General features: G+C 66.4%; 15 protein-coding genes. 8 read left to right on the top strand and 7 right to left on the bottom strand.

All coding sequences use genetic code 11. The features are described 5' to 3' along the window. Positions 1 to 119 precede the first annotated feature (119 nt). The 3 genes from ACOQPH_RS06060 to ACOQPH_RS06070 are packed head-to-tail and all read left to right on the top strand — an operon-like array spanning position 120 to position 4,440. Positions 120 to 2,642, top strand: coding sequence for an FAD-dependent oxidoreductase (locus tag ACOQPH_RS06060; protein WP_420623825.1), 2,523 nt, complete (start codon positions 120 to 122; stop codon positions 2,640 to 2,642). Between the two features lie 29 nt (positions 2,643 to 2,671). Next, positions 2,672 to 3,436, top strand: coding sequence for an electron transfer flavoprotein subunit beta/FixA family protein (locus tag ACOQPH_RS06065; RefSeq protein WP_420623826.1), 765 nt, complete (start codon positions 2,672 to 2,674; stop codon positions 3,434 to 3,436). Then, on the top strand, positions 3,433 to 4,440 hold the full coding sequence (locus tag ACOQPH_RS06070; RefSeq protein WP_420623827.1) for an electron transfer flavoprotein subunit alpha/FixB family protein: 1,008 nt from the start codon (positions 3,433 to 3,435) through the stop codon (positions 4,438 to 4,440). Before ACOQPH_RS06065 ends, ACOQPH_RS06070 begins: the two co-directional genes overlap by 4 nt. A gap of 7 nt (positions 4,441 to 4,447) precedes the next feature. Here the strand turns inward: ACOQPH_RS06070 and ACOQPH_RS06075 are convergent, their stop codons facing one another. Continuing rightward, entirely contained in the window at positions 4,448 to 5,203 is a 756-nt protein-coding gene (locus ACOQPH_RS06075; protein WP_420623828.1) for an IclR family transcriptional regulator, read from the bottom strand. 179 nt (positions 5,204 to 5,382) lie between these two features. Between ACOQPH_RS06075 and ACOQPH_RS06080 the strand changes: the two genes are divergently transcribed. From ACOQPH_RS06080 to ACOQPH_RS06100, 5 genes are all read left to right on the top strand, one after another. Then, a complete protein-coding gene (locus tag ACOQPH_RS06080; RefSeq protein WP_420623829.1) occupies positions 5,383 to 7,428 on the top strand; it encodes a molybdopterin oxidoreductase family protein in 2,046 nt (681 codons plus the stop codon). A 49-nt stretch (positions 7,429 to 7,477) separates the two neighbouring features. Next, positions 7,478 to 9,205, top strand: a complete 1,728-nt coding sequence (locus ACOQPH_RS06085) for an NADH-ubiquinone oxidoreductase-F iron-sulfur binding region domain-containing protein (protein ID WP_420624317.1) — start codon at positions 7,478 to 7,480, stop codon at positions 9,203 to 9,205. Continuing rightward, entirely contained in the window at positions 9,202 to 10,119 is a 918-nt protein-coding gene (locus ACOQPH_RS06090) for a 2Fe-2S iron-sulfur cluster-binding protein (protein WP_420623830.1), read from the top strand. Before ACOQPH_RS06085 ends, ACOQPH_RS06090 begins: the two co-directional genes overlap by 4 nt. Positions 10,120 to 10,248: 129 nt before the next feature. Then, the gene (locus ACOQPH_RS06095; protein WP_420623831.1) at positions 10,249 to 11,538 is read left to right on the top strand and encodes an MFS transporter; all 1,290 of its coding nucleotides are present in this window, start codon (positions 10,249 to 10,251) and stop codon (positions 11,536 to 11,538) included. 26 nt (positions 11,539 to 11,564) lie between these two features. After that, positions 11,565 to 12,389, top strand: a complete 825-nt coding sequence (locus ACOQPH_RS06100) for an EamA family transporter (protein ID WP_420623832.1) — start codon at positions 11,565 to 11,567, stop codon at positions 12,387 to 12,389. A 94-nt stretch (positions 12,390 to 12,483) separates the two neighbouring features. Here the strand turns inward: ACOQPH_RS06100 and ACOQPH_RS06105 are convergent, their stop codons facing one another. From ACOQPH_RS06105 to ACOQPH_RS06130, 6 genes are all read right to left on the bottom strand, one after another. Then, positions 12,484 to 12,762, bottom strand: coding sequence for a hypothetical protein (locus tag ACOQPH_RS06105; protein ID WP_419553232.1), 279 nt, complete (start codon positions 12,760 to 12,762; stop codon positions 12,484 to 12,486). Continuing rightward, positions 12,755 to 13,279 (bottom strand): AAA family ATPase, encoded by a 525-nt coding sequence (locus tag ACOQPH_RS06110; protein ID WP_419553233.1) that lies wholly within the window; start codon positions 13,277 to 13,279, stop codon positions 12,755 to 12,757. Before ACOQPH_RS06110 ends, ACOQPH_RS06105 begins: the two co-directional genes overlap by 8 nt. Positions 13,280 to 13,437: 158 nt before the next feature. Then, positions 13,438 to 14,973: a trimethylamine methyltransferase family protein gene (locus ACOQPH_RS06115; RefSeq protein ID WP_420623833.1), complete on the bottom strand. Its 1,536-nt coding sequence runs from the start codon at positions 14,971 to 14,973 to the stop codon at positions 13,438 to 13,440. 52 nt (positions 14,974 to 15,025) lie between these two features. Next, positions 15,026 to 17,248, bottom strand: coding sequence for an ASKHA domain-containing protein (locus tag ACOQPH_RS06120; protein WP_420623834.1), 2,223 nt, complete (start codon positions 17,246 to 17,248; stop codon positions 15,026 to 15,028). Positions 17,249 to 17,258: 10 nt separating this feature from the next. Continuing rightward, positions 17,259 to 18,194: a dihydropteroate synthase gene (locus tag ACOQPH_RS06125; protein WP_420623835.1), complete on the bottom strand. Its 936-nt coding sequence runs from the start codon at positions 18,192 to 18,194 to the stop codon at positions 17,259 to 17,261. Further along, positions 18,191 to 18,937, bottom strand: a complete 747-nt coding sequence (locus ACOQPH_RS06130; protein ID WP_420623836.1) for a DUF1638 domain-containing protein — start codon at positions 18,935 to 18,937, stop codon at positions 18,191 to 18,193. Before ACOQPH_RS06130 ends, ACOQPH_RS06125 begins: the two co-directional genes overlap by 4 nt.

The raw sequence follows: 18,937 nt of genomic DNA on the forward strand, positions 1-18,937 counted from the left end.
GCGGAACTGTTCCATCATACAGAACAGCAGTGGCCGGATCGGTCACTCTCGCATGTCGTACTCTGGCGGCGCCCAGGGCCGAATATCGGTTGCATGCTTGTCTGTTGGAGGGGGTTGGCATGAGCGAGTTTCCCGAGAGGGCCGACTGTGTCGTCATCGGCGCAGGAATCGTCGGCAACTGCCTAGTCGGCCATCTCAGCGACCTCGGCTGGACCGACATCGTGCTGCTCGACAAGGGTCCCCTGCCCAATCCGGGGGGCTCGACGGGGCATGCATCGAACTTCATCTTCCCCGTCGACCATTCGAAAGAAATCGTCGACCTCACGGTGGAGAGCCAGCGGCAATACGAGGCTCTCGGATTGCAGAACACCTGCGGAGGGCTCGAGGTGGCCCGTTCGCCGGAACGCCTCGAAGAATTCCGCCGACGCATGACCTCTGCCAAGTGCTGGGGGATCGAGTCCAAGCTGCTCACCGTCGACGAGGTCGTCGAGCTGGTGCCCTTCATCGATCCGAGCGTCATTCTGGGCGGCTTCTATACGCCCAGCGTGTCCGCGGTGGATTCCCTGGAGACGGGCACGCAGATGCGCAAGCGTGCCCAGGATGCCGGGCACCTGTCGGTGCATGCGAACACCGAGGTGCTCGACATCGAGACCGCCCCGGGTCCCAACGGTGCGCGGGTAGCGGCCGTCGTGACCGACAAGGGACGCATCGAGTGCTCCACGGTTGCGATCGCCTGCGGCGTGTGGAGCCCGAAGCTCGCAGAGATGGCGGGGGCGACGATTCCATTGACGCCTGCCGTGCACCAGATGGTCGACGTCGGCCCCTTCGATATCTTGGTGGAAACCAATCAAGAGTTGGCCTATCCGATCGTCCGTGACATGGACACGTTCTGCTACGAGCGGCAGTCCGCTGGCTCGATGGAGGTGGGCAGCTACGCCCATCGACCGATCCTGCATCGCGTCGAGGACATCCCCTCGAACGAGGAAGCGGCCCTCAGCCCCACGGAGATGCCATTCACACCGGACGATTTTGACGAGCAGCTCGAAGAGGCCATCGAACTGATGGAGTTCCTGGGCGACGGCGAGATCAAATACGCCATCAACGGCCTGCTGTCACTCACACCCGACGCAGGCCCACTGCTCGGACCCACCGTCGAAGTACAGAACTTGTGGTCGGTGGCCGCAGTCTGGGTCAAGGAAGGCCCCGGCGTCGGCCGTCTGGTTGCTGAATGGATGACCTACGGCTACCCGCGGCTGACCGATCCGCACAGTTCGGACGTGACGAGGTTCTACAACCAGGACCGCAACGTCCACCACATCGAAGCCCGGGCCGACGAGCACTTCAACAAGACCTACGGAATCGTGCACCCACGAGAGCAGTGGGCAACTCGACGCAACGTGACGTGCGGCCCTGCGAAGGCCCGCACCGATGAGCTGGGCGCCTTCTACTTCGAGGCCGGCGGCTGGGAGCGACCGCATTGGTACTCCTCGAACGCTGATCTCGTCGAGCACTACGGCATCGGAGGCCGCACTCACGAGTGGGATGCCCGCTGGTGGAGCCCCATCACTGATGCCGAGCATCTGCACCTGCGCGAACACTGCGGTCTGGTGGACATCTCGCCCTTCCAAGTGTTCGAGGTGTCGGGTCCCGATGTCGTGCCCTACATCGAGAGGATGGTCGTCAACAAGTGCGACCTGCCCGTCGGGCGGTCGATCTATACCCCTGTGCTCACACCAGACGGCGGCTTCCGTTCGGACCTCACCATCGTGCGCCTCGCGCAGGACCGGTACCGCATCGCCACCGGTGCGTTCGACGGCGGCCGCGACGAGTACTGGTTCCGGCACAACCTGCCCGCCAGCGGCGTGGCCTTCGAGAATCGCACCGAGGCCCTCGCCACCTATGGCGTGTGGGGTCCCAACGCTGTCGCGCTGCTGGCGACCCTGACCGAGACGGACCTGTCCCAGGAGGCGTTCGGTTACGGGCAGGTGCGCAACGCGCTGCTGGCCGGGATCCCGGCGCAGATGTTCCGTATCTCCTATGTCGGTGATGCCGGCTTCGAGATCTACTGCGCCACCAGCGCCGGTCTCGCTTTGTGGGATGCCATTGCCGAGGCCGGGCAAGACTTCAACCTGCGACCGGTCGGAGCAGGTGTCTACGGCACCACCGGGCGACTCGAGAAGGGTTACCGGCTCATGGGCGCTGAGCTCGAGAACGAGTACAACCCGGTGGAGGCGGGCCTGGCACGGCCCCGCGTGAAGGCCACAGACTTCATCGGCAAAGAGGCTTACCTTGCAGCCCGCGAGGCACCGCCCGTAGCCCGGCTGGCAATGCTGCGCTTCGAGAGTCTGCGCTGCGCCGAGGGCTACGACCGCTTCCCGATGGGAGCCGGCAACGAGCCGGTCCTGACGCCGGCGGGCGAACGGATCACCGATTCGCACGGCAGGGTGAGCCGCGTGACGACCGCTGGCAACGCGCCATCACTCGGCGCTTACCTGGCGATGGCCTACCTGCCCAGCGAGCTGGCGACGGCGGGCACCGAGCTCTCAGTGATGTACCAGAACGAGTTGTATCCGGTGACGGTGGCGGCCACCGGATCGAACCTCGCACTGTTCGATCCCGATGACAGCGCCATGAAGGCCTGAAGGGCACGCCAGTGCGCATCCTGGTTTGTGTGAAGCGAGTTCCGGCGGTGGGCTCGCGCATCAACGTGACCCCCGACAGTCGCCAGGTCGACACAGCGCACCTGGGTTTCACCACCAGCCCCCACGAGGAATGCGCTGTGGAGGAAGCCGCGCAGATCACCGAGCGGCTCGACGGCGACGACCATGCCGTGGTCGTGCTCACCCTGGGACCCGAAGAATCGACCGAGCAGTTGCGCTACGCAGCCAGCGTCGGAGGCACCGCACTAGCGCTGGTGACTGCCCCCGGCGGACTTGACTGGGATCCCCAGCGCACTGCAGTCGCCATCACCGACGCAGTGCGGGTACTCGAGGCGGCCGGCGGGCAATTCGATCTCATCCTGTTCGGCAACGAGTCGGCTGACGGCGGGAACTTCCAGGTCGGCATCCGTGTCGCTCACGCGCTCGACCGCCCGATCGTGAACGGCATCAAGGGCATCGACATCGCAGAGAACGGCTTTGTGGCTCGCCGCGAGACCGACGCCGGCTATGAGGTGTACGAGCTGGACGCTCCCTGCGCCATGGGCGTCAAGGAGGGCATCAACCTGCCCCGCTACCCGACGATGAAGGGACGGTTGGCGTCACGCAAGGCACAGATCCAGTTGCTCGAGGGTGCGCAGGACGCTGCAGCGGGAGGGCAGGCTCGGGTGCGGCTGCACCGACCGCCCGAGCGTGCCAGCACCACGGTCGTGCTTGGCGACAGTGCCGAAGCTGCTCCCGCCGTGGTGGACCTGCTGGACGAACTGGGCGTGCTGTGAGCGGCGTCGCTGTGCTCATCGACCACGACCGTGGTGTGCCCTCCGGCGGTGCCCTTGAGGCCCTCACCGCTGCCCGGGCATTGGCTTGCGATCTCGGTGTAGCCACCGAGGCAGTCGTGTTGGGCGACGTGACGCTGTTCGAGTCCCACGGCGCCGAGCTCACCGCTGCCTGTGCGGCTTACGGCGCAACGACTGTGCACTGCGGACGCCACGAGCTGCTGGCCGACTACGGGCCCGATGCCTGGGGCGCTGCGCTGACGTCGTTCCTCGACGCCTCACAGCCCGCCGCGGTGGTCGCGGCGGGCACCGATCGAGGAGCCGAAGCGATGGCCCAGCTGGCGGCCCGAATCGATCTGCCGCTCGTGGCCAACTGCGTGAGCGTGTCGGCCGGAAGCGAACCGTGGCAGATCACCCGGATCCAGTGGGGCGGATCGCTGCTCGAGGACGTGACGCTGGACACGACTCTGCCGTTGTTGACCTACGCCCAGCACGCCATCGAGGCCGAACAGGTACCCGGCGACGTCGTCGCTTCCGAAGTTGTCGACTTCGAGCCCGACGTGGGCGCCGAGGCGCGGCGCACCTTGGTTCGTGACCGGGTCACCCTGACCGAGGGCATCACGCTGTCGACCTCGCCGGTCGTGGTGTCTGGCGGCCGCGGCGTCGGCTCCGCGGAGGGATTCGCCCAGCTCGAAGAGCTTGCCGAGCTGCTCGGCGGCCGCGTCGGCTGCTCTCGTGCTGTCACGAACAACGGCTGGCGGAATCACGCCGATCAGGTGGGCCAGACCGGCACCCGCATTGCTCCGCAGATCTACATCGCGTGCGGCATCTCGGGCGCCATCCAGCATTGGGTGGGTGCCATGGGATCGAAGAACATCCTCGCCATCAACATCGACCCTGAAGCCAACATGGTCACCAAGGCGGGGTACGCCGTCATCGCCGATCTGCACGAAGTGGTGCCGGCGATCTCCGACGAGATCCGGCGACGCCGCGACCGCCCCAGATAGCCCGGCTTCACATCGACAGGGGTGCCCGGCCGGCGAGGTGCTCGGCCAGATTCGATGCCGCCGCGATCAGCATGAGGCCGATGTCGTGGGTGCGGTTCGGATCGGGGAACCGGTAGGCGGGGCCATGCACGTGCAGCGCCGCCACCGCGGTGCCTTCCTCATTCAGCACCGGTGCCGCCGCCGAGTTGATGCCGGCGGCGAACTCCTCGTACACCCAGACATAGCCCGCGCTGGCGATCTGCACCAGCCGGGTCCGCAACGCGTCTGGGTCGACCACGCTGTTCGCGGTCGTCGCCTCGAGGCCGCCTGCGAGGTACTCCTCCAAGGACTCGGGACTGAGATGCGCCAGGTAGACCAGTCCCGAGGGCACCAGGTGCAATGGGCAGTACTCACCGATCCACGAGCGCACCTGCACTTCAGATTCGGGTTCGACCTGGTCGAGGTAATAGACCGTCCGGTCCGCACGAACGCTCACTCCCGCCGTCTCGCCGATCTGGTTGACCAGGCTGTGCAGGTGTGGGCGCGCCGCAGCCAGCAGACCTCGGTCGTCACCAGCAGCACCGATGATGTCGATGAGCCCTTGCCCGATCCGGTAGTCGCCGCCGGTGTCGTCCTGAGCGACCGCACCGACGGCTTCAAGCGATGTCAGCAGTCGCGCCACCGTGCTCTTGGGCAGTCCGACGCTGTCCGCAACGTCGGTGACGCCCTGCGGCCCGACGGCCAGCGCGCGCAGCACCGCAAACGCACGAGAGATGGACTGCACTCTCACCACCGTACCCCGCGTGCGACACAGGCCCGTCTCCTGACCGCCATTTTGTACCGTATTGTGGAACTGTTCTGCTCTGTGGAACAAATCGGGACACAGGTGACGGACGGTGACGTGTCCGCGTCCTACTATCGGGGCCGAGCGCGCGACGGGGTCATCCATTGGGGGGAAGGCTGATGCCACAGCGGATCAACTCACGATTGAGGAACCGCAACCGATCGTTGCCCCGGCTCGACACGCCGCTGGTTCGCGACGGCGGCGTCCTGCGGCCTGTGAGCTGGAACGACGCGCTCGACCGTGCCGCAACGGGCTTGGCGGCGGCCACGCAGCAACACGGTGCCGGTGGCGTCGGCATGTTCTCATGCTCGAAGAGCACGAACGAGATGAACTATGCAGCCCAGAAGTTCATGCGAACGGTGCTGAAGTCCAACAACATCGACTCCTGTAATCGCACCTGACACGCGCCTTCTGTCGTCGGTCTGGCGACGGTGTTCGGTCTCGGAGGCGGGACAAGTTCCTACCAAGAGATCCACGAGGCCGATGTGATCCTGCTGTGGGGATCGAACGCTCGCGAGGCGCACCCGATCTTCTTCCACCATCTGTTGCGAGGCCTCGACAACGGAGCCGAAATGTATGCGGTGGATCCCCGCCGCACCTCCTCGGCCGAGTTTGCGGACGTGTGGCTGGGTCTCGACGTGGGTACCGATATCGCTCTGGCGAACACCATGGCCCGCGAGATCATTGCCGAGGGCCTGCACAACCAGTCCTTCATCGACCATGCGACCACGGGCTTCGATGCCTTCGCGGCATCGGTCGAACCGTTCACGCTCGACGAAGGCGAGCGGCTGACTGGCGTGCCGGCTCAGGCCATTGCAGACATGGCATATGCATACGCCACTGCTCCCCGAGCGCAGATCCTGTGGACGCTGGGCATCACCGAACATCACACGGCGGTCGAGAACGTGCTCTCGCTGTGCAACCTGGCTCTGCTCACTGGTCACGTCGGTCGCCGCGGCTCGGGCCTCGTGCCCTTGCGAGGCCAGAACAACGTTCAGGGCGGCGGTGACATGGGCGCGTTGCCAGACCGTCTGCCTGGATTCCAGCCGCTCGTCGATCCGCAGGCCCGGGCGAAGTTCGAGAGCACGTGGGGCTGCGAGCTGAACCCTGTACCCGGCAAGCATCTCACTTTGATGTTCGAAGCCATGGAAGAAGGTGAGCTTCGAGCCCTGTACGTCATCGGGGAGAACCCAGCCGACTCTGAGGCCAACGTGGCGCACGCCCGCAAGCTGCTCGAGGGGCTCGATCTGCTCATCGTGCAGGACATCTCGCTGACACATACCGCCCGCATGGCCGATGTGGTCCTGCCTGCGGCAGCGGGCTGGGCATCCAGCGAGGGCACGGTGACGTCCTCGGAACGCCGTGTCCAGCGGGTGCGAGCCGCAGTGCCGCCGCAAGGTGATGCACGCGACGATGTGCGCATCATCAGCGACTTGGCGTTGCACATGGGGGCGCAGTGGCCCACCACCTCGCCAGAAGGACTTTGGGACGAGCTGCGGTCGCTGTCGCCGCTGCACGGCGGCATGAGCTGGGAGCGGCTCACCGAAAGCGGCGGCCTGCGGTGGCCGTGTCCCGACGAGGACCATCCGGGCACGGAGTTCCTCCACGAGTGGCTCTGGGAGCCAGATCTGGGGGGTCACGCTCCTGCGCCGTTCTCGGTCGTCACACACCGCCCGCCCGCCGAGGTATTGAGCGAGCAGTTCCCGCTGCGCCTGACCACCGGCCGGGTCCTCGACTCGTACAACACGGGCGCGCAGTCAGCCGGTTATTCCTCGCCGATCCGATCCGGCGACGCGATCGAAGTGAGTCCCGCCGACGCGGCAGATCTCGGGATTGCCGAAGGCGATGCGGTCCGGGTGAGCTCGCCCCGCGGTTCGGTGGACATGGAGGTGCACGTCACCGATCGCCTGCCCACCGGCCTGGTGTTCACGACGTTCCATTTCCCGGATCTGGTCGATTCGAACCTGCTCACCAATGACGCCTGGGACGCGCGCAGCGGGACAGCCGAATTCAAGGCTGCAGCGGTACGCATCGACCCGCGGAGATCCGGCCCGGACGCCGCAGGCGGCGCATTGGACCCAGCCGCCGCAGGCGGCGCATTGAACCCAGCCGCCGCAGGCGACGCATCAAGCCCAGTTGCTGCGGCAGGTGGCGCTGGTGGCTGACCTGTTCTTCTCCGATGCGGAACCCACCGCATCGGAACGACGAGCGGTAATGGCCGCGCTCAGCGTTACCGATGTCGGCGATGGAGCCGTCGTGGTAGATCACCCCCGTCTCGTACGGGGAGGCACACGCCGCCGCAAGCAGATGCGGCACCTGTTGCTGCCCGCCCTGCATACCCTTCAACGAGAGGCGGGGTGGATCTCGCCGGGCGGTCTGAACTTTGTGGGTCGCACGCTGGGTGTGCCGCCGGCTGAGGCCTACGGGGTGGCCACCTTCTACGAGATGTTCCGCACCGACGCCCCATCTCACGAGCTCAGCGTCCGCCACGTCTGCGTCGACCCGATCTGCGCACTCGCCGGCGCGGCACCGTTGGCAGAGCATCTCCGCTCTCAGGGCCACGCGGTCCACGAAGGGCCGTGCCTTGGGCAATGCGAACGCGCTCCGGCGGTGTTCATCCAGGGTCGCCGTGAACCCGATCGAGTGCCGGCTGACGACGGCGGCCCTGACTCGCTGCTGGTGAGCGTCACCGCTTCAACCCCTGAGGCGCCCAGCTTGCTGCGACACCTGGTGGGACGCCATTGGGGCCCAGATGAGTTCACCTCGATGGAGGCCTACCAGGACCGCGGTGGAGGTGCAGCACTCGACGCAGCGCTGCGCCTCGGACCTGACGAGGTGATCTCACAGGTCAGCGCCGCTGGGCTGTCCGGCCGGGGCGGAGCGGCGTTTCCCACCGGCATCAAGTGGCGGGCGGTGGCTGACGGGGACGGCCCCAAGCACGTCGTGGCCAACATCGACGAGTCCGAGCCCGGCACGTTCAAGGATCGCTTGCTGTGCGAACTGGACCCCCTGGCGATCGTGGAATCCATCACTGTCGCCGGCTTAGTCGTGGGCGCTGAGCAGGGCTGGATCTATATCCGGGGGGAGTACCCGCTGGCCACGCAGCGTCTGCGGCACGCCATCGCGCAGGCTCGGTCCGCGGGCTGGCTGGGCGACGATGCGGCGCGATCGGGCCAGCGCTTCGACATCGAGTTGCGCCGAGGTGCCGGTGCCTACATCTGCGGCGAGGAGACCGCTCTGTTCAACTCGCTCGAGGGATTCCGGGGAGAGCCTCGCAACAAGCCGCCGTTCCCCACCACGCACGGGCTATTCGGCCGTCCCACGGTCGTGAACAACCCTGAGACGCTGCTCAACGTGAGCGAGATCCTGCGAATCGGCCCCGAGGCGTATCGCAGTATGGGAACCGAGGGTTCGCCGGGTACGAAGCTGTTCTGCCTGTCCGGACACGTCGGCAGACCAGGGCTCTATGAAACTCCCTTCGGGATGACCCTGGGTGAATTGCTGACGCTGGCCGGTGGCGTGCAAGGCACGCTGCAGGCAGTCCTGCTGGGCGGCGCTGCGGGCAGCTTCGTCGGACCCGACGCCACCGATCTGCCGCTTTCGCTGGAGGACACGCGTGCCGCGGGCACGACGCTCGGCTCAGGCCCGGTGATGGTCTTCAACGACACCGCCGAGATGGGCGCCGTGATCGAGCGACTGGCCAAGTTCTTCCGGGATGAGTCGTGCGGCCAGTGCGTGCCGTGCCGCGTGGGCACCGTCCGTCAGCACGAGCTGGTGACGCAGATCCGCGTGGCTGGCGCGCCGACGGACCCCCAGCGCGAACTGCTGGGGGACATCGCCACCGCCATGGGCGATGCGTCCATCTGCGGTCTCGGCCACACGGCGGCTTCCGCGGTGCTCTCGGCGATGCGGCTCGGTCTGCTAGGAGACGATCAAGCATGAACGCATCCGGTGAGAACGTTGATGAGACGCCTGTCACGCTGAGCATCGACGGCCGTGAGGTCACGGTGCCCGCGGGTGAGACGATTCTGGCCGCCTGCACCGAAGCCGGAGTGGAGACGCCCACCATCTGCTGGGCCCCCAATCTGACCCCGGTCAACGTCTGCCGTGTCTGCGTCGTGGAACTCGAGGGGTCGCGCACATTGGTGCCCGCCTGCTCTCGACCCGCCGAAGACGGCATGGCGATCAGCACGGACTCCGAGCGGGTGCGTCACAGCCGGCGCATGGTGCTGGAGTTCCTGGGCTCTGCCAACGACCTCAGCCAGGCACCCGAGATCAACTCATGGTCGCAGCACTACGGCGCCGACCCTGGTCGGTACAGCTCGGCTCTGGGAGACGACGCCCCCTCGGGACCCGCCCATGTCGACGATCCCGTCCGCATCCAGGACGACCTGTACATCCGCGCGTACGACCGCTGCGTGCTGTGTTACAAGTGCGTCGAAGCCTGCGGAGACGACGCCCAGCACACCTTCGCCATCGCCGTGGCCGGGCGTGGCTTCGATGCCCGTATCCGTACCGAGTACGACGTCGAACTGCCCGAGAGTGCGTGTGTCTATTGCGGCAACTGCGTTGCGGTGTGCCCGACGGGGGCGCTGCAATTTCGGAGCGAGTTCGATCTGCGCGCAGTGGGGGAGTGGCGCCCCGACGACCAGTCCGTCACCCGTACCGTGTGCTCTTACTGCGGCGTGGGATGCAATCTCGAACTGCATGTACAAGACAAGCAGATCGTCAAGGTGATGTCGCCCGCGGATCACTCGGTGACGAGCGGTCACCTGTGCATCAAGGGTCGATTCGGCTGGCAGTACGTACACGCGCCGGCCTTCGAGCCACCGACGACTGACACAGCGGAGCACTAGCCACAGGTGTCGGCGAACGAGCCGACCCCAGGCGCCGAAGGCGGCGCATCCGGTACAGGCGCCGAAGGCGGCGCATCGACGACGCTACGGATCAGCCGACGCGAACGTGCCCTCCACCGCGCACATGAGATGGCAACTGGCCATGTTCCCCAGATCGCCCGCGCAACAGTCGCTGAACCCCACGTGGGCGGCCCGGCTCTCGCTTCACACACCGCCCGCAGCACAGCCCTCTTTGCCGGCATCGCGCTCCTGATGGCCGGCAACGGACTGCAGAACACCTTGCTGGGAGTTCGGGCCACCTCGGAAGACTTCGGTTCGACCGTTGCAGGTTTGGTCATGGCGATGAACTTCGTCGGCTTTCTGGCGGGCTCCGCGTTGGCTCCTCATCTCCTGCGTCAGGTCGGTCACGTACGCGTTTTCGCTGCGGGGGCATCGGCCGGCAGCAGCGTCGTGCTCGTGCAGGCGGTCTTCGTCAACCCACTGACCTGGGGTGCATGTCGCTTTATGTGGGGGGTGTGCTTTGCCGCGTTGATCGTCGTTGCCGAGACGTGGCTGAACGAGCTGGCGACCAATGAGAATCGCGGTCGGATGGTGGCCCGTTACATGGTCATCACGATGGGTGCCATTGCCGCGGGCCAGCTCTTGGTGGCCGTCGCCGACACCAACGGCTTCGCCCTCTTCGCGGTGGTCTCCGTGCTGGTCTCGCTGGCGCTGGTGCCGATGTCGCTGTCCGCATCTGCCAACCCGCCGGTGATGGAGCATGAATCAGTCGGCCTGCGGACGCTCATGGGGACCGCACCTACCGGCGTGGTGGTGGCGTTCCTGGTCGGCGCCGCTCTGGGATCCATCTCCGGCATCGGGTCGGTGTACGCCGCATCGAGGGGATTGTCGCCGCTTCAGGTCGCGTTGTTCGTTGCAGCCCCGATGATCGGCAGCTTGTTCGGGCAGATCCCGCTCGGCCGCCTCTCAGATCGCGTGCCTCGGCGCATCGTCATCGTGGCAGCAGCTTCGATTGCCGGCGCTGCCTGTCTCGTCATGCTCGCTCTCGACGAGCGAGGCTTCGCAGGCATCGTCGTCATGGGAGTGATGGGAGCGTTCGCGTACCCGATCTATTCGATGGCAGTGGCACAGACAAACGACTGGCTTCGGGGTTCCCAGCGAGCCGGAGCCAGCGCTGTGCTGGTGCGCATGAACGGGGTCGGCGCCACGGTGGGCCCGATCTGTGCGGCAATCGCTATGTCGGTCACGCTCAACGCGTTCTACTTCGTCATGGCGGCGGCGTATGTCGCGGTCGCAGTGTTCGTCGCTGCCCGCATGCTGCTCGTTGCCGGTCCGACCGTGGCACAGCAAGGCCAGTTCCTCCCGATCCCGGCACGGGCCTCCGCTGCGGTGGCTTCGCTGCTGCGCCGGCGCCGGTGATGGCGCAACGGCCCTAGGCAGGATCAATGGGGGCACTGTTCGGTCTGCTCACCTCAGTGAGCATCGGTACCAGCGACCTGTTCGGACGCCGTGTGGTGTTGCGGTGCCACGTCCTCTCGGCGATGATCACGTTTCAGGGCACCGCAGCGATCATCTCGCTCGCAATTGTGCCCTTCGTTCCAGGATCGTTCGCCAGCGACGACTTCCTGCGCGGCCTGGTCTCGGGCGTCGGCTTGGGCACGGGTCTTGCCTGCTACTACACATCGCTGGATCGGGCCGGGTCGGCAGTGGCTGCACCGATCGTCGCCACGCTGTCAGCCGTCATCCCGTTCGCTTACACCACGCTGCGAGGCCACGATCCGCCGCTCATCGCCATCGTCGGCGCAGCGGTGGCTTTCGGAGGCCTTGGACTGGTGACCGCCGGGGGCACCCGCGGTACTCACGTGGCGACCGGAACGGCATGGGCACTGGTGTCGGGTCTCGCGTACGGGGTGGGACTCGGGATCCTGGTGGACCTCTCCGAGAGCTCGGGTGCCTGGCCGGGAGTCGGGCAACGGCTCTCCTCGGTGGCGGCCATGGCTGCGCTGGTTGCGATCCGCCGATTGCCGGCACTGCCTCCGCCCGAGGTGATGGGCTACGCCGTGCTGACGGGAATCGCTAGCGCCGGTGCCACCATCTTCTACATCGTCGGCATCTGGTTCGACCCACCGGCAACTGTCGTGGGCGCGTCCATGTTCCCGGTGATGAGCGTCCTGGTCGGCCGGGCTGTCTACAACGATCCCATCAACGTGCGCCAGGCCATCGGCATCGCCGCGGCCGTGGTAGGCGTCACCGCCGTCGTCGCGTCCTGAGCTGTCTCAGCTCGCCGAAAGCGGTCTGTCCGCAGTCGCACGTGACAGCGCGAGGGCCGCCTCGAGCATCGATGCCCAGCGCCCCGCACCAGATTCAGGATTCGACGTGCAGCACCCGTTCGTCTTCGAAAGGAGGCGGGATGAGGTCTTCGTACATCGCTGGGTCGGGCTTGTACACGCCGAACACGCCGTCGCGCGAATAGGCCACGCCCGTGCCTGTCTGGTAGGCGATCAGATGCGCCTGTTTCGCTGCCCGGATGAGTGACCTGGTGACACTCGCAATGAACTCGTCCCCTGAGGGAAGACCGTTGCCGTTGCTGCTCGGGTCGCCGCCAAGTTGACCCGCTGCATTCGCTGTGGCTGCTTCAGTCAATGCGGATGCTCCATTCGAGAACCCGGGGTTCGTCTCTTTGATTGTCAAAGAGTATCCACTCATCAACCATAGCGGAGTACTCGCGTCGGAAATTGTCGAAGCCTGCGCGGAAGCGCCTTTGAATGACATCCTCCGGAACGTTGTGCCCGCCGCGGGAGACGCGCAGCTGAACCCGAGCGATGGCGTCGTCGATTGACGGCAGCGAGAGGAAAACCAGCCTGACCCGGTAGCCGTCGCTGCGCCATCGACGGATCTTGCGGAGATAGCCGCGCCCTGACAGCGTGGTCTCGAAGGCGAAACTGCGGCCCTCCGCCGCAAGCCGGTCGAGTTCGGTCAGCATCAAGCGGCCCGCACGTATATCGGCGTGCCACGGTTCCATCGGTGCCAGGCCTGCGGCGATGAGGTCGGCGTTCACGAAGGCCAGGCCACGCGCCTCGACGTTCAAGAAGTCGAGCGCGAAGGTTGTTTTGCCGGCGCCGTTGGGGCCAGCGACGATGAGAATCTCCTTGCCATCCACCCGCCCGCACCGTACTGATCGCTGGACCGTCGTACACGGTGAACTCGCGGTGCGTACCCAGCAGGCTCATTGTCAATTCCTCTGAGTCCGCAGACGCGCGCGACTGTGGCGGCCGCAGACTTCTTGGGCGTGTGACGTCGACTGGGCGCGAGGAAGGATCAGACGAGGGCGTCGGGTTCGGTGGCCTTGCGGCGGGCGATGTAGTCGCGGAGCTCTGCGTCGATGGCGTCGTCGATCGGCGGCGGCTCGTAGTCGGCCAGCATCTGCTTCCACACCGCATTGGCGCGTTGGGCTGCGTCGAGCGAGCCGTCGTCTGACCAACGCTCGAAGCTGTTGTTGTCTGCGATGGAGGACTGGTAGAAGGCCGACTCGAAGTTCTCCAGCGTGTGCGGGTGTCCCAGGAAATGATTGCCGTGAGGGTTCGTGAGGAACGCTTCGACGGCCTGCCCGTTGGGCGACATGTCGATGCCCTTGGCGTAGACCTCCATCATTCCGAGCTGGTCGGCATCCATGATGAGCTTCTCGTAGCTCAGGGCCAGGCCGCCCTCAAGCCAACCCGCTGCATGCAGCACGAAGTTCACGCCCGCTGCCATCGTGGGCAGCAGCGTGGATGCCGATTCGTAGGCAGCCTGTGCATCGGGAGCCTTGGACGACGTGAACTGCCCGCCTGAACGGAAGGGCAGTCCGAGGCGCCGGGCGAGCTCCGCCATGACGTAGATGGCCAGACCTGCCTCGGGCGTGCCGAAGGTCGGGGCTCCGGTCGCCATCGACATCGACGAGGCAAACGTTCCGAAGATCACCGGCGCGCCCGGGCGCACCAGCTGGCAGAACGCCATGCCCGACAACGCCTCGGCCAGGCACTGCGCCGCGAGCGCGGCCACCGTCACCGGCGACATGGCCCCGGCCAGGATGAACGGCGAGATCACGCACGCCTGGTTGTGCTGCGCGTAGACCTCCGCTGCACCGAGCATGGTGGCATCCCAGCGCAGGGGCGACGATGCATTGATGAGGCTCGTCAGCACCGCGCGGTCGCCCAGGTCGCCGCCGAACGCAATACGGCACAGCTCGACCGAGTCCTCGGCTCGCTTGGCCGCGGTGACCGAACCCATGAGCGGCTTGTCGCTGTACCGCAGGTGGGAATACACCATGTCGAGATGGCGCTTGTTCACCGGCACGTCCACCGGCTCGCACACGGTGCCGCCGCTGTGGTGCAGGTGGGGGAGCATCCACGTCAGCTTCACCACGTTCTCGAAGTCTTCGAGCGTGGCGTAGCGACGTCCTTTGTCGAGGTCGGTCACGAACGGCGATCCGTAATTCGGGGCAAAGACCGTCGCATCGCCGCCGATCGGCACGGATCGAGCCGGGTTGCGGGCGTGCTGAATGTATTCCGAGGGCGCGTTGTCCTGAACGATCTGCCGGCACAGACCGCGTGGAAAGCGGACGAGCTCCCCATCAACATCGGCACCCGCTTCGCGCCACAGCTCTAAGGCGCGAGGGAATTCCTGAAAGGCGATACCAACCTCGGACAGGATCGTCTCGGCATTCGCCTCAATCTGGGCCAGACCTTCGGAGTCCAGCACACTGACCGGGGCCAGCCTGCGGGTCAGGTGGGTGTACGTGACTTCGTCACTGGCCGCCCGCAGAGCCTGGCGGGCCGCCCGCCCGCCTCCTCGCCGTCGTGTTCGTTCAGTCATCGTTGCTTTTTGCCTTCCACTGCAGAACCTTCTACTGCAGACCTACCTTCACTCATCGCCGCCGTCGCTGCCGGGAGCGGCGTGGGGATCGATCAGAGCGTGCGCCACCGGAGGCACCGGGGTCCGTTCGTTCCGGCAGCTCAATGACCGTCGAGAGCCTCGGAGAGGGGGCTGTGGCGTGGGGGAGCGCCATGGCTGCCACGAAGAGCTCCTGGAAACGGGGCTCGGTAGCGGTCTCGATCTTGCGGATGTCGCGGACCACCCGTTCCATCTCGGCGCGTTGACTGCCTGACAGCAGCGCTCGAACTGCCCCCGTGCCCGCAGCGTTCCCGACAGAGCACACTGCGTCCGGGTCGCAGTCGCCGATGAGGCCGAGCACCATCGCCCGCACCGGATCGATGTGTGCGCCGAACGCTCCAGCGAGCTGCACACGATCGGGTGCTGCGATGCCGGCACGCTCACACAGCAGATCGATGCCGGCGCGCAGTGCTGCCTTTGCCAGCTGGATCGCCCGGACATCGTTCTGGGTGATGGTGATGGTCGGGCCGCCGGTGCCTTCGGGCGGCTCGTACAGCACGAACGACGACGTGCGGCCCTCGGAGATCACCCGGGTTGCCCGCTCGCCCCCGCTCGGCGGCGCCACGATGACCCCATCGGCGCAGAGCACGCCCGCGAGATACATCTCGGCGATGACTTCGATGATCCCGGAGCCGCAGATCCCAGTCACCCCTGCAGCAGCACTGCGAGAACCGGCGGCCACCTGCCGCTCGATCGCCTCGGCGAAGCCGGGTTCGTCGGACCACAGGTCGCAGCCGATGACGCGCACGCGGGGCGTCCACGTCGTCGGATCGATGCGTACCCGTTCGATCGCCCCCGGTGTCGCTCGCTGGCCGCAGCTGATCTGCGCTCCCTCGAACGCGGGACCGGTCGGGCTGGAGGCTGCCCACAGTCCGTTCGAGCTGCCCAGCACGATCTCGGCGTTCGTGCCCACGTCCACCAGGAGTGTGATTGCCTCATCTCGGTGCGGTCCGCCGGCGAGCACCGCTGCTGCGGCATCCGCGCCCACGTGCCCGGCGATTGCCGGCCCGACGTAGACCCGAGCCGCTGAGCATGGCAGGTCCAACTCGGATCCGTCGAGCTCGACGGCGGCGTCGGTCGCCAGGGTGAACGGAGCCTGCCCGAGTGGGGTCGGGTCGATGCCGAGCGCTATGTGGATCATGATCGGGTTGCCGACAAGCACGACCTCCAGCACCGAGGCCGGCTCCAAGCCGGCGTCTGCGCACAACTCGGCGATCAGCGCTGCGAGGGCGTCGCGAACGAGCGCGGTGAGCTCGGGCGCCCCTCCGGGGTTCATCATCACGTACGACACCCGGCTCATCAGGTCCTCGCCCAGGCGTATCTGGGGATTCATCCGGCCTGCCGAGGCCAGCACTTCGCCGCTGTGAAGGTCGGTCAGATGGCCCGCGACGGTCGTCGAGCCGATGTCGATGGCAACACCGAGTGCTGCGGTCACGACTCCGGGCCAGACCGCTGCCACCATTCCGTTGCGCTCCGACGGTTCTGGCCCGCTCCAACGAACGGCAACCGTGACCAGCCGGTTGCCGGCATCGTCGGGAGTGCCCGCGGCGACCGACGCGTGGAGCTCCGCAAGCGCCCCGGGCAGGATCCCAGCGAGACGAACACCCCATTCGGCGGCCACACAGTCGATCACGATCTGAGCGAGACCACGGCGCTCGTCCAATGTCGGCGGCGGCACGGTGACCGCGTGCAAGGTCGACAGCGGGTCCAGCGCAATGTCGCCGACATCGATCGATTTGCGCACCACAGGGCCGTGCAGCTGGCTCTCAGGCGGCACGTCGACGACGAGGTCGGCGCACACACGGGCCTGGCAACCGAGTCGGGCATCGGCACCCAGCGGTCGACGGCCCCCATAGGCAGTCTCAGTTGCGCCCGGCGAGCTGAGAGCGTCGGCACGGGCCGTGATGGCCCACTTCGGGAATGAGCCCATGGAGGGGACGATCTGGCAGCGGCCGCAGATGCCGCGCCCGCCGCACACGCTGTCGAGATCCACTCCGAGGTCGCGAGCTGCGTCGAGCACAGTTGTGCCTGCGCTCACGGTGCCTGCTCGGCCTGAAGGGGTGAACACCACATTGCACCTCAGGGTCTCAACGCCAGCCTCGTCACCCACCGCTTCGCCCACTGCGATCGCCGCGCGGTCGGCGTCAATCACCGAACCTGGGCTGAGGTCGGCAGGCGGGAACGGGCCCGGTGGCATCGGGACCTCGCTAACCAGTGCGAGCGCGACGTCCGCCCTGCCGGCGAGGACGGTCGCCGGCGCCTGCTCGGCCGCCGGCAACGTTGTTCGCCCCCATGGCACTGCGATCTCGGTACTCGGAGATCCAGGCTGCGCAGTTCCGATCGTTGCCCGCCAGGACATCGCCGGCCATCACGGCTGCCTTCACTTCGGGGTGGAGCGGGTTCATGATGGCTGAGGTCATTCCGGCACCGATCGCCATCGACAGGAACGTGCCGGTGATGAGGTTGCGGTTGGGCAGGCCGAAGCTCACATTCGACGCGCCGCATGTGGTGTTCACGCCCAGTTCGTCTCGCAGGCGTCGCACAAGCTGGAACACCTGGCGACCCGCCGTCGCCATGGCACCGATAGGCATCACCAGAGGATCCACCACCACGTCGTGACGCGGGATGCCGTAGTCGGCCGCTGCGTTCACGATGCGTCGTGCCACCTCGAAGCGAACATCGGGATCTTCACTGATGCCCGTCTCATCGTTGGATATCGCGACAACGGCTGCCCCGGCTCGTGCCACGAGCGGCAGGATGCGCTCCATGACCTCGAATTCACCGGTCACCGAGTTGATGAGCGGCTTGCCGACGTAGGCATCGACGCCGGCTTCGAGTGCCTCAATCACTGAGGAATCGATGCTGAGGGGCACGTCGGTGACGGACTGGACCAGCTTGACCGCAGCGGCGAGCATCGCCGGTTCGTCGGCCAGCGGCACTCCGGCATTCACGTCGAGCAGGTGGGCACCCGCAGCAACCTGAGCGAGCGCATCGGCTTCGACCCGGCTGAAGTCGCCTGACCGCATTTCCTCTGCGAGCATCTTGCGGCCGGTGGGATTGATGCGTTCGCCGATCATCACGAAGGGGCGGTCGAAGCCGATGACGACTTCACGCGTGGCGGAGCTGATGACGGTGTCGGTCACGCGGGCACCTGGGCAATCACAGAGCGGCCCCTCGGTGCTGCAACGTGGGTGAGCGCGGTCTCAAGGTCGCCGTAGCCGGTCTCGACGATCTCCAGCGGAAGTCCCAGACGCTCCGCTCCCGCACGTGCGTACTCGGTGATACGAGCCCGCTCCGTGCCGTTGGGTGTCTGCGTGAGCAGGACAACCCGCTGGTAGTTGCCGAAGTACAACTCGGCCAGCTCGGGGTGATCGGCGATGCCGAGACCTCGCCACACGAGCAGGTCGAAGTGCCGGGCGAGGTAATCGGTGAGGTAGAAGGTTGCCGGTTCGGCCTCGGACATCTCGGCGAAGCGCTGAGCAGTGGCAAAGAACTCGTAGCAGTGGGCGCCCTCGATACGCGACACCGCAGGAGCACCTCCCGTCGCAGACTTCGCCGTGAACTCTTCGCAGAGATCATCGAGAGCGCCAGCGGTGCCGCAGTCGGCATAGCCGAGCAGCACCTGGGAATAAGTGCGACCCGCGGCCTGCAGGCGGGCGATGCGCTCGCGCACGGCTCCAGCGATGAGCGAGGGCCGGTTGTGCAGCTTGGCGGGCAGGCACTCCACATCCACATGGTCGAGACCGTGGACGCCGACGATCGCTTGCAATTCGTTGACGAGCGCACCACAGGCGAGCACGAGGATGCGTTCGGCCGACGCATGCACGCCGCTCGCAGCAGGTGAACTGCTGCTGGGAATCGCCGCGGGAGCGCTGGGGGTGGCCAT

Origin of the sequence: Candidatus Poriferisodalis sp. (assembly GCF_965221945.1) — a bacterium.
In the GTDB taxonomy this organism is placed as follows: Bacteria; Actinomycetota; Acidimicrobiia; order Acidimicrobiales; family Poriferisodalaceae; genus Poriferisodalis.

What these genes read in the sequence shown, in the direction of transcription:
- ACOQPH_RS06060 (WP_420623825.1), top strand. Translation starts at nt 120, where the DNA reads ATGAGCGAGTTTCCCGAGAGGGCCGACTGTGTCGTCATCGGCGCAGGA.
- ACOQPH_RS06085 (WP_420624317.1), top strand. Translation starts at nt 7,478, where the DNA reads ATGGCCGCGCTCAGCGTTACCGATGTCGGCGATGGAGCCGTCGTGGTA.
- ACOQPH_RS06090 (WP_420623830.1), top strand. Translation starts at nt 9,202, where the DNA reads ATGAACGCATCCGGTGAGAACGTTGATGAGACGCCTGTCACGCTGAGC.
- ACOQPH_RS06095 (WP_420623831.1), top strand. Translation starts at nt 10,249, where the DNA reads ATGGCAACTGGCCATGTTCCCCAGATCGCCCGCGCAACAGTCGCTGAA.
- ACOQPH_RS06100 (WP_420623832.1), top strand. Translation starts at nt 11,565, where the DNA reads ATGGGGGCACTGTTCGGTCTGCTCACCTCAGTGAGCATCGGTACCAGC.
- ACOQPH_RS06115 (WP_420623833.1), bottom strand. Translation starts at nt 14,973, where the DNA reads ATGACTGAACGAACACGACGGCGAGGAGGCGGGCGGGCGGCCCGCCAG.
- ACOQPH_RS06120 (WP_420623834.1), bottom strand. Translation starts at nt 17,248, where the DNA reads ATGCCACCGGGCCCGTTCCCGCCTGCCGACCTCAGCCCAGGTTCGGTG.
- ACOQPH_RS06130 (WP_420623836.1), bottom strand. Translation starts at nt 18,937, where the DNA reads ATGGCCACCCCCAGCGCTCCCGCGGCGATTCCCAGCAGCAGTTCACCT.